The sequence below is a fragment of the Bombilactobacillus apium genome, assembly GCF_013385145.1.
GTDB lineage: Bacteria > Bacillota > Bacilli > Lactobacillales > Lactobacillaceae > Bombilactobacillus > Bombilactobacillus apium.
This window is the reverse complement of the sequence record NZ_JABZEC010000012.1, coordinates 1-12049: the sequence shown is the minus strand read 5'-3', so window position 1 is coordinate 12049 and position 12049 is coordinate 1. Positions and strand designations below refer to the sequence as shown.

General features: G+C 28.7%; 12 protein-coding genes. All 12 read right to left on the bottom strand.

From position 1 onward, the window contains the following. Nucleotides 1–6 precede the first annotated feature (6 nt). Nucleotides 7–1482, bottom strand: a complete 1476-nt coding sequence (locus tag HU830_RS08610) for a class I adenylate-forming enzyme family protein (protein WP_176943347.1) — start codon at nt 1480–1482, stop codon at nt 7–9. A gap of 29 nt (nt 1483–1511) precedes the next feature. Then, nucleotides 1512–2318 (bottom strand): phosphotransferase, encoded by an 807-nt coding sequence (locus tag HU830_RS08605; RefSeq protein ID WP_324196355.1) that lies wholly within the window; start codon nt 2316–2318, stop codon nt 1512–1514. Between the two features lie 83 nt (nt 2319–2401). Next, nucleotides 2402–3631, bottom strand: coding sequence for a glycosyltransferase (locus HU830_RS08600; RefSeq protein ID WP_176943345.1), 1230 nt, complete (start codon nt 3629–3631; stop codon nt 2402–2404). Further along, on the bottom strand, nt 3631–4119 hold the full coding sequence (locus tag HU830_RS08595) for a hypothetical protein (protein WP_176943344.1): 489 nt from the start codon (nt 4117–4119) through the stop codon (nt 3631–3633). Before HU830_RS08595 ends, HU830_RS08600 begins: the two co-directional genes overlap by 1 nt. A gap of 238 nt (nt 4120–4357) precedes the next feature. After that, the gene (locus HU830_RS08590; RefSeq protein ID WP_176943343.1) at nt 4358–4972 is read right to left on the bottom strand and encodes a hypothetical protein; all 615 of its coding nucleotides are present in this window, start codon (nt 4970–4972) and stop codon (nt 4358–4360) included. A 114-nt stretch (nt 4973–5086) separates the two neighbouring features. Further along, nucleotides 5087–6643, bottom strand: a complete 1557-nt coding sequence (locus tag HU830_RS08585; RefSeq protein WP_176943342.1) for an ATP-binding cassette domain-containing protein — start codon at nt 6641–6643, stop codon at nt 5087–5089. Continuing rightward, complete coding sequence (locus HU830_RS08580) at nt 6640–8094, bottom strand: ABC transporter transmembrane domain-containing protein (RefSeq protein ID WP_176943341.1); 1455 nt, start codon at nt 8092–8094, stop codon at nt 6640–6642. The genes HU830_RS08585 and HU830_RS08580 overlap by 4 nt, the downstream gene beginning before the upstream one ends. Before the next feature lie 3 nt (nt 8095–8097). Continuing rightward, nucleotides 8098–9003, bottom strand: a complete 906-nt coding sequence (locus HU830_RS08575) for a thymidylate synthase (protein ID WP_176943340.1) — start codon at nt 9001–9003, stop codon at nt 8098–8100. A 181-nt stretch (nt 9004–9184) separates the two neighbouring features. Beyond that, on the bottom strand, nt 9185–10012 hold the full coding sequence (locus tag HU830_RS08570) for a hypothetical protein (protein WP_176943339.1): 828 nt from the start codon (nt 10010–10012) through the stop codon (nt 9185–9187). A 3-nt stretch (nt 10013–10015) separates the two neighbouring features. Next, complete coding sequence (locus HU830_RS08565; protein ID WP_176943338.1) at nt 10016–10516, bottom strand: hypothetical protein; 501 nt, start codon at nt 10514–10516, stop codon at nt 10016–10018. 243 nt (nt 10517–10759) lie between these two features. Beyond that, nucleotides 10760–10987, bottom strand: a complete 228-nt coding sequence (locus tag HU830_RS08560) for a phosphopantetheine-binding protein (protein WP_176943337.1) — start codon at nt 10985–10987, stop codon at nt 10760–10762. A gap of 11 nt (nt 10988–10998) precedes the next feature. Further along, the gene (locus tag HU830_RS08555; RefSeq protein WP_176943336.1) at nt 10999–11865 is read right to left on the bottom strand and encodes a glycosyltransferase family 2 protein; all 867 of its coding nucleotides are present in this window, start codon (nt 11863–11865) and stop codon (nt 10999–11001) included. Between the last annotated feature and the right edge of the window lie 184 nt (nt 11866–12049).

The following is a 12049-nucleotide window of genomic DNA, read 5'->3' as shown; positions in this document are numbered from 1 at the left end:
CTAGTATTAAATTAATAAATATTCTGGTCTCTTAATCTTTCCATTTGCTGTTCTCGGAATTTTATCTACTATTTTCACTATTGTCGGACGCATATATGCCGATAATCCCTTGATTTTTTGTTTTATATTACCTTCCTTTACTACTGTATCTGTATGTAGTTCTAAAACTAAATCTCCCTCCAAACTCTGTCCTACTCTAATATCTAAATTAGAAAGATCTCCCTTTAACAGCTGAATTATTTCATGTTCAACTTCTTCTACTTGTAGATTAAATCCCCTATACTTCAACATATTTTTAACGCGACTTTTAAAAATTAACTCACCTTGTTTATTTATTTTACCAACATCTCCAGGAATAAAGCTAGTTTCAGTATTTTTTTCTATATTACCTTTTTTCACATACCCTAACATTAAACTCGGTGTTGTAATTTTTATTAATCCATTACCAGTATTATTAGCATTAGTAATTGTTATTTTGACTCCGTTCAATGGTTTTCCGAGATTACTTTTATCATAAACAGAATCAATAATCTTTGTGGTTATTCTTGGTCCACACTCAGTACTACCATAGGTTTGTACAAAATTTAATGATTTCCCACTTAATTTTTTTAATTTCATAAACGTTTCTTGAGAAAGAACGCCACCTCCAAACAATATATACTTTAAGCTAAAAAGATTACGAAAACTATCCCCACGATTATTCATATAATATAAAAGTAATGATAAGAAGTAGGGAACTACCGTCGTATCCGTCACCCGGTTAACACGTATAGCATTCAAAAAAATAGTAGGATAGTTTAAAGCCTCCCCCAAGACAAGTGTACCATTTAAATATATATGTACTAAAAACTGGGTCATATTGGAATAACCAAATGGTAATGGCAAAGCTGCCAAACCCACAGCCCCTTTACCTAAATTAAGAGAATTAATGTGCATTTCTATATTTAATAACAATGATAAATTACTATGTGCAATCACTTTAGAACTTCCAGTAGTCCCAGAAGAAGTGAGATACAATACTGGATCATTAGGATTACTTTCTTCAAATATCGGTGATATATTCATATTTTGACTTTTTTCTAAATCATTAAATAACCATTTGGAAGAAATCAAAGGACAACTCAATAAATACTCATTAATATCAATATCATTTTTAGAGTCAATAAAAAAATCTGCTTTTGACTGCAATAATATCCTTTTTAAATCCACAAAGTTATACTCATAATAGATTGGTTGAGCAATTTTTCCTAAGCCAATAGTAGCAATATACGTCGCAATATATTCCACCGAATTCCGAAATCTGAATGCAATCACACTTGCTTCTTTAAACCTTGTAAGGTTTTTCATTTTATTTTGAATGATCCCTATGATATGGGCTAAATATTGATAAGTTACTTTTCTATCAGAATCTATAACCACATATTTATTTTTATTCATTTTTAATTTATCAGCAAACATCATACTTAGACTCTTATACTCCATTTTTTCCTCCACTAACTATGCAGCAAATGTTATCCACATAAATAATTGTCGATTATTGTTATTGCCCACTTGATTGTCATTGCCCCACCCTTCAATCTTGAATTAAATCTAATATTCTCGTTCATTCTATTTAAATAAAATACAGCTTTTACAAATTTTAGATACTCAAAATCCCGCATTGTAAATTGGCAGTTATTCCAATCATTATATTTATCTAAAATATTAAATTTATTTTCAGGAAATAAATCCATTAATTCCATCAAATCAAATAGAGGTGTATCAAATGTAGAATTAAAAAAGTCTATGATATTTAATTTATTATTTTTTCCCGGAAAAACATTTGATGAATGAAAATCGCCATGTATTATTTGCCGCTTATAATTTTTCAAATAATTAAATCTATAATTGTCAGTAACAGCATTTATAGAAGTGGCTAGTATATTTTTAAAATATCCATCAAGATGTCGGCTACAAGGGTTAACAAAATTAAAAAAAGTTAGCTCGCTATTGATTATCGAATTATTTTTAGATAGCTTAGATAGTATTAAATGCATTTTGCTTAATATATTCAATACTTTGTTATAATTCCAATTTTCTAATGTTTTTTTTTCTGTTGGTAGCATAGTTAACAAAATATACTTACTATTTCTAAAATTCATTGTAGCTTTACCATCAATAGATAAGATCCATTCTGGAACACAAAAATCATCCTGATTTTGCAATATAGCGTGAATCCTTTGTAGTTCATCAATATTATTTAATATATTCTTTTGGGAGTTGAAATACCTTAAATAATACGCTTTACCTTTATTATCACTAATAAAATAATCATACACAAAGTTACTTTGGAAATTAGGCTTTATACTATTAGTAAAAATTCCATAACACTGATTTATTTTTTCTGTTAAACTATTAGTCGTCAGTTTTCTCCCCTTTTAGCCCTTTTAATTTTGCCCGAACACATTACAACAAATGCACTAGGTAAAGAAATCATTCTAACAACAGGCCTTAGCAATCCTCCTATTAATAGTAAAATAATCATTCTATTTATTTTTATTCCCAACTTTTTAGCAAAATTTACAACTAACCATAAACTTATAAGACTTAACAATTCCCATAAAAGTATGAGCCCTAAAAACTTAATATCCATAAAACTATACCACATTAACAGTAATATTAATATTCCATCCGTAAACCATGATAATGTATCAAAAATTCCTTTTATATAAATAATAGGCCAAAACACTTGCAAATCATGTATATTATTATAATGCTTAATACGTTGAAATTCGGTTATTATTAGTCCACCTAATAACCAACCACCAGATTGCCTTATAATTTCTCTAAATGATATGGCTGTATCCGATACATCCATTGTATTAACTGGTATTATCTTTTCACCAAATAAACGGACTCGCTGTCCCATATGAACATCATCATAGGGAACCGAAAATTTTCCAGTTTTTAGTAAAAAATCTATTCTAATACACATTCCGTGGCCTACCATATACGTATATGCTGTAGCAGAATTAATTGTTTTTAACTGTCCATAAACTTCATAAACCAATACTCTACTAAGCTGAAATATAGATTCTATCTTTCCGTACCATCCTAATGAATCAAAATTTTTCAAATATATTGTTGACTGCTGGAGAGCAATGGGAAAGTCAAATTCTAAAATTCTGCTCCTAAAAGAAAGTAAGCTATTCTTGCTAGGATTCGAATCTGCATCATATACCAAGATATATTCATTCTTAGGATTCTTTATTTTGTCACTTATTTGATCAATTGCATAATTTACCTGATTAGATTTACCTGATTTTGGCGATATATATAAACTTATAAATTTACAATTGTTTTTAAAATTTTTATTTAGATAGTCTATTGTATGTTCGGAAACTGTTCCAACAATATTAATACTAAGTTTTTCTTTAGGGTAATCCATTTTAAGCAAACATTGTAAGGTATCTATAATAACTTTTTGTTCATTAAAAACAGGAACAATAATATGAATAATAGGAAATGTGTTCATCACACGATCCTTATCACCACCATTAGTTAAAAAGTTTATAGACTTTGTCGTTCTCCTTATTCGATAAATGTAAGTTATTAATATATAAAAGCTGATTATAATGTATTGAAATTTCATTATAAATTCTCCAAGATCCGAACTCTATCTTCCGGATGAATTATCGTTATAGATTCCCGATGATATAATCTAATACATTGCGACAAACTATGTTCATCAAAATCAAACGCAATTTTAGCACTTGCAAGAGCCTGCGATTTATCATAATTACTTGCTTCCAAAAATAAACTTGCGGCCAATCTACCTGAAATATTAATTCCTTTCCAAGAGGACCAATTAGCTCCTAAACTTTCAAAAAACTTTTTTATAGATGGATTTACTTTAAATTCATCAGATGTATTGAAGAACATACTTGATTTATGAAATCTAAAGTTTAACGTACTCATAGGATATGGTGGAACTAATATTATATTTATTTTTTTTTGATAATCTAACATATTTTTAATATAAAACATACTCATCCCTGTTAAAATGGCATTCACTTTCTTAGGCTTATATTTATTTATTGAATCTAATATAATTAAGCACTCTTCCCAATAATCTTGCACAGAAGTATGATTCTTTTTTTCGTAAAATTCGCTATCGCCCGAATTTACATAATCAAATAAAATAGGAATACAAGAATTTCTATCTCTAATTTTTTTTTATAATTCAGAATATAAGTAATATAATCCACTACCACTTTGACCAAATCCCGGAACGAATAAATAAACTTCCTTACCAAAAATACTATCTGACGGACACATTACAAACTGTCTATAGGGTCCCATTAATGTCTGTTTATCATTAATAATTATTATAGATCTCCTTAATGGATTGAATCACTTCTTTCATACAATTCCCACTAGTGAATAAGTGATCACCCTCTCGGATCTCAAAAGTTTGAATACCAATATCTTTTAACAGCAATTTAGAATTAATTGTCAAATCATCTTTCATTCCATAAATTCCAAAAATATTTTTTCTATTTTCATGTATAACTTTTCGAACTTTATCTTTATCTGGATAATAATCTAGAAAGTCTAAGGAAAAATAGACCCCAAAACCAGTATATAACCCCCAATTACCATTACCCATTTTGATAATTCTTGTTTTATTTGGTCCAGACTTATTTTCCTTCGTCAATATACCATTAATTAGTATTATTTGCCATTTTATACAATCATCTAATTTTTTTAATACTTTTTCAAGTATATTAACAATCATTTTTGAGGCATCACTCATTAGCACTAGTTTAACGGTTGTATAATTATTAGAATTTAGTGTCTCGTGCAAAATACCAGCAATATCTGCCAACCAACTTTTATGTGTCAAATTATAAAATTCCCCCTCTGAATATCCTATCCCCCTGGGCTCGAAACGAACAACATCACTGCCTATCATACTTTCAGACATTTTCACAAGAAAATTACGTCCTTCAACCCTTGTTCCTGGAACTCCCTGACAAATAATAGACAATGTTTTATTGCTTTTTTTTTTATTACTCCTCTCACACCATTACTTGTCTCAAAAAATTCAATCATGCGCTTTTCCTCCATATCTAAAATAGTCAGCGAACTGGATCTCCTTACCTATCTCGATTTGCTTTGGCATATTATGAGAAATCACTAATATTATTCTGTCTTTAAAGTTAGACATTATACCTTTCCAAACTTTATTGAATGTTACATTATCTAGTGCACTAAATGATTCATCAAAGATAATTAAATCTGGATTTTTCCTACCTAGCAACAACCTAGCTAATTCAATCATTTGCGCTTCACCCCCAGAAACTTTTACTTCATCAATCGATTCATCCAACCTTGATAATATTTTTTCAGAGAATCCATATTTTATTAACTTTTCTTCAAATTCATCCTTAGAAATCTTTTGTCCCAATAAAATATTATTTTTTATTGTGTCATTAAAAATAATTGGTCGGCTACTACTTAACCAAACTTTATATTTCTTCTTCTTTAAATCTTTTGACAAGTGAGTGAGAACTGTCGTCTTACCAACGCCCACATTCCCCTCTAATGAGTAGATCGCCCCATAATTTAAAGATAGTTTTCTCTTTAAATCAAAATCTCCCAATTTACCAGAAATTATTTCCAATCCTTCACCAGAAAATTTCACATCTAACATTTGTAATTCATTTTCAGACAGATAGAAATTATTTTTATTAATATTATTAATTTGTGGTAATATATTAAGTGTTGACAAGATTATCTGAATCAATAACGTTACTGATGGTAATAACCAAATACTGATTTGATAACTTTCAACAAGAACACCAATATTATGAATTCTCAGAATAAAAAATCCCCCAAAGAATATTTCAAATATAATCAATTTTTTTAAAAAATCAATAAAGAATAGGATTTTCTGTTCCTGACGAACAATTTTCTTTTGCAAAATGGTACTATTAGCATTTGACAGTTTAAAATCATATACTAGTTTTTTTGGGATTTTATCATTTATTAAAATTCCATCTTTAATTTCATCCAAAAATACCGATTGATTATTTTGAATAATTTTTATATCATTTAATTCTTCTTCTATAATCATATACTTTTTATAGAATGGAAAAAGTATCAAACCACCAAGCAAAATTGTTCCAACAAAAATAGTTCCCAATAAGAGATTACTTTTTAAAACCATTCCAAATCCAACAAGGTTGGTTCCTAATATCCAAATAACACTACCAACATTCCTAAAGTAAAATTTAGCTACATTTGGTATCTCATTGGCCAAGATATGAAGTACTTTGCTTTTATACTTATCCTGAACGCCTAAAAATATAACACTAGATAGTCTTTTTTTTGCCAATAACTCTCCATTGCCCAATACATAGGATGATAATTTTAAATCTATACTTATTAGAAAATTGGTAAAAAACGGAATTACGGCTATTAATGTTGCAATCAAAACTAAACTCATAATATTTTTGGACGGTAATGTATCATTGACTATTACTTTAATTAGATAAGCAGGCAATAGCAAAACAAAAGATCTAATTAAGGTAATAGTTATTATAAAGGCTATTTTTATAAAGCTACTTTTTGTAATTTTATAACTAAATTCAAGCATCATTTCACCTCTAGTACTCTATCTATCGATCTCTCTGCAATTAGTGGCTCACTCAAATGGGTAATTTCAATAATTGTTTTGTTTCCAAACATTTTTATAAAGTATGAACCTAAACTTCTTTTTAGATTATTATCAATATTAGCTCCAATCTCATCTAATAGGATGAGATCAGCATCAAAAACAGATTGCCTAATTACATTTAATACCATCTTTTGTCCAGTTGAGAGCCCCTTGCCACTCGAAATAGTATTATCTAAATTAGGTAAAAAACATAACAAATCAGCAAATTTTCCACTATCAATATCATTTCTAAGTAAATTTTCTCGGATAGTTCCTGGAAATACAATCACATTTTGTGGAACATACATTATTTTTCGACTATGCTTATCACTAAAATAGATATATTTTAGTAGCGTACTCTTCCCTGTACCAGAAAGCCCCTTCAAAATTACATATTCTCCAGAACTAATATTTTTTAATTTTTCCCAACAATCACTTTTGACTTGATAATAAATACTTCGGGAGAGAATTTCATCATTCATATTTAAATATTCTTTTATTTTATCAATTGAAACAAACGCCTCTTGAATGGACGTAACCACATTCATAGCATTTTTGAAAGGTGCACTAAACATACTCAGGTAAGTAAAAATAGTAACAAAATTTCCTATCGTTATTGATCCTTTCAGCTGTAAATATCCACCATATAAAATAACAATTGCAGGTCCCAGTGAATCTATCGTTCTTGGTAAGATTTTTGAAGAATTTTTAGCAAGTTCACTCAATAATATTCGATGATTTAATTTCTCGTACAACAACAAAAACTTTTTTTGCATAAATCCTTCGGCATCTATATAAGCTAATTCTTCTTGATAATGAATTATATCAGCGGTTAAAGTTTTTATTTTAATTTTAGAATCTCTTAGTTCCTTTTGTGCATTATACTGTTTTTTAATTAGTTTTCGAAATGGCACTAAATAAATTAAATATATACTGAATAGTATTAAGGTCACAATTTTAGAAATTACAAATATTTGAGTTATAGCAACAAAAAAACCAATAATTTGGGCAACTAACATCGGAATATCATCAACAGCGAAATCTCGAATATTATCTAAATCATCATTGACTAGAGAAACAAATTCACCAGATTTTTTGTTTTCTAATTTCTGCCAACTTGTATGAATCCATATATCAATAAGCTTATTTCTCATTTTTCTTATAATATCTATCATTATGGTATTAATAACTATTTTACCGAATCTATTGATAAGCAAAGCAACTATCGCTAAAATTGCCAGAAATTCACCAATTTTAGCATAATTGGTTTCATGTTTTATACTATCTACTAGTTGTCCAATTAACGTTGGTATCGCAGATTCTGATATTGCTGCAATTATTAATAAAAATGTTGAAGAAATCAATCCCATTATCTCATTCTTTGTGATCTTCATTGATTAATTTCTCCATGATATTAATGGTGATAGTCTACTTGGCAAAGAATCGACGCTGTTGCGAAACATTTTATTATCTTTTGTTCTATCTGATAGTTCCGAATTTAAAATTTCGGAAAAAAATGGAAAGAGATATTTTTCTGAGGGATTTAGATACCGCCTATTTTTTCTTAAATTATATTCAGCATTAATAGATTTATCAATATATTTTAATTCTAGATTCAACCCATAACTTTCACTTAAATTCTTTCGGATTTTTTGTGATATTTCATAATGTCTTTTATAAATGTGTGCACTATTTATATAATGATGATAACTTCCCATTTTTATACCTATTTCTTTTGCCATTAATTCTTGAAACATCGTAAATGAAAATGTATCATATGGAAATCCCCAAATTAAATCATTTGATCGCATGTTAACAAATAACTGTAATTTATCATTTCTTATCATAAAATGCATTGACAAGGTACATGGAACATCTTTAGTTGCTTTTTCTAAATCAATATTAGCATCATATATATTTATAACCGCTTGCCTACTATGAATATCACTACATAGTTTTCTTTTGGCCGCTGCCCATGACTTTCTGAATATTCTCGGTCCATATGCACCATGAAGAGTACTTCCATCATCAGAAAAATTTTTATAACGCTTATTATAAAATAACAGTCTATCTAAACTGTTATCTTTGTCCAAATACCAAAGAAATTCGCCTACGGCAAATCTTAAATCCATATTACGTCCAGTATTTGTAATGACATGTTTCCACGGTTCATTAACTTTTATGTGTAATCCCTGTATCTCTTTCACTAGTAACCCTCTTGGATCAACTTCAACTCCATTGTCCATAACATTTGAAATAGCTTGTACGTATACTTCATCAAGTGTATTGCCTACAATTTCCATATTTTATTTTTCCTTCTTACAATTAATTTATCATGATATTTACGATACTATTCTCATTACTACCATTTCTTTTCCGATCCAAGTACTCTTTAATATGAAAACAGTATTATCAAATTTTCAGTAAAAATCACTTATGGATTTCTCCTTATTACTGATATATCATTCAAATAATTAACCTTTTTTATTGACACTCCTTATAAATGGCCTTTTCAATTTGAACAATTTCATTTATTTTAATTATTACACGTTTAGAAACTTCATTCCATTTATAGTATCCTAATATTATTTTGAAGTATATATTTGCAAGTGCTATCCAAGATTGATAGCTTAACAATAGTTTTTCTAGTAAACTATTGTTATTCTCATTTTTTTTAAGGTGTTTATATAATTGAATTCTTGCATTGGCAATATTTAATAGATTTGAATAAAATAATTCTGATTCTCTTTCTTTCCTATCCATATTTGACTTAATTGCCTCCAATAAATTTTGTCCTAATTTATTAGTATAGGATGCAACGACACATCTATTATTCTTATTATTTTGAATATTAAAGTTTTTCCCATTAGAAAACAAAAAAAAGAAAGTAGTGTAATGATGTCCCACATTTGGCACCACATGTGCAATCATCTTCCCTACATCTAAATTTAAATCATATTTATCATAGTAAGGATCCTGTATTCGGCCATTCCAGACAGTAACCCAATGATCATCGTCATCCGATCCTGAACTGATCGACCATGGCAAATCAACTACATTAGTTTTTACCATACTAAATAAATTGTTTCTTTTACTAAATATTTTAATAAATTCACTCTTATTACTAGTTGAATATCTAGAAATTACGAATCCCACATTACTTAGAGCATCCTTCCAACCACTTTGCACAATATTAAAAGTATTTGGATTAAATTCTATTGATGGCTTGTATACTTCATAGTAGTCCATTCCCTGTTTCTTCATGATATAAGCCAAATTATTTTGAAAACAGTCTAAATAGCGATCAAACATATCTCACTCTTCCTTTAAATCAATATCAACAATAATCGCAAATGGATTATCAAATAACAGAATTTCATCTACCTCAATACTTTTAAACCGTCTATCGAACTCCCAAATCATTGTATTCATCTGATATATTTTTCCTTCACTATCAATCATTTTATTTGATCGTAACATTGGTATATTATTAAATAAGCCATTCGATGACTGAAGGTCATTTAATCCTACCCTGAGTTTCATAATATTTTCCCCATTTCGACGAAATATAAAATCTCCCGAATATTCTCCATACATCGAAAATCCAATGACTACTATTCGTGAATAATGACCCCTTGGGATTTTCAATATTTGCCCTTCTAAGGAAATGGAATCATTCTCATCTTTTGTTTTATGTATAAAATCTGGAATCTTTCCATCTAAAAAAATTCCCCTTTGAGCTAATGTTACAAATGGAAATTTCTCGTCGCTAGGAGCATAAAAACTTTTTATTTTTTTATATCTTTGTAAATCCAAGCTCATATTATCCCCCAAAAAAAGTAAGTTGATCATTACCAATCAAACTTACTTCAAATAATTAAAGACCTCTACAATTTTTACATTGAAATCTTTTTTCTATCTCGCACTTTTGTTGAATGTTTCATTTTCTCAGAACGCTTCATTTCCTCACCCCCCCTCTATGAAAAAATATAGATATACTCACTGGATAATAAGAATCCACAAACTATAAACTATCTTATATAAAACTTAATCAATATGTCATTTCACTATTTTTCTCTTTAATTGAACTAACCCCCCTACTGTAGAAAAAAATTCTGGCGTAATTAGTTCATCTGGAATTCTAACATTCCATTCGTCCTCTAAAAAGAAAACTAATTTCATTGTTGCCAAGGAATCAAACCCCAAACTCCTTAAATCATCATTTAAATTAATGCTATCTGGTAGTGCTGGATTTACCTGTTTTAAAACTATTTTTAATTCTTCCATTATTTATTCTCCTATATCAATGGTCTCTTATAATAATACTGTGAAAAATCGGGATTATTTTCAAATTCACCAACTGATATCGTCCCTTGCAGTAACCCCCGCAATTTAAGCACTCTATCATCATGCCACTTTTGATAAAATATTTCTGTAGATTCTTTAATTCCATCATTATAAAAATTTTTATCTCGTTTGTGAACTAAATGATATGTAACAAATGATTTCTCTATATGATACTTTAAACCAAGCTTATTACTGATTCGAAAGCCAAGTTCTAAGTTCTCCATACCCCATTTTTTAAAATCAGCGTCAAAACCACCGACAGTATAAAAATTTTTCTTTGAAATTAACATCGCTCCAGAAAACGTTGCGAGCCAAGAATTTTTTAATATAATACACCCATTATCATTGACGAAATTTTCAATAAACCTATAATAAGAATATTTTCTAACCATCTCTGGATTTTCCATGAATTTATCAATGTTATTTAGTTGTTTCAATTGAATATACGTATCAAATATAGGACCAATTCTAATTCCTGATTCAATATATTGATCTGAAAATACGGGACTTGAGAAAGCTTTTTTCGAGAGTAACCTATCAGCATCTAAAAATAAAACGTTTTCAAAAAACGCTTTTTTAACTCCAATATTTCTAGCATAAGCTCTGCCACGGTTCTTCCACAAATGTATTATATTGTAATATTGGATTTTTCTTATTCTATTATATATTTCATAAGAATATTCATTAAAATCATCGCTACAATCATCAACGATTACTACTTGGATTTTATGACTTTTATTAATTAAAATCAATGATTCCAGGACTTTAACGAGAGATGCAGCATTATTAAAATACGGTATAACTATTGAAATTTTCATTTTCAGCATCACTTTCTAATCTAGATGTAATGATATAACTCATTATGTAAAAAGTAAAGGATAAATATAGTTCCTTTCAAAAAATCTAACTTTTGGGAATACTACAAGATAGAATTTATTTTCCCGAATAGTGCCAGACTTATCTGTTTCAAAGTACTTTAATTCTGTCGTAATCTTTTGGTGA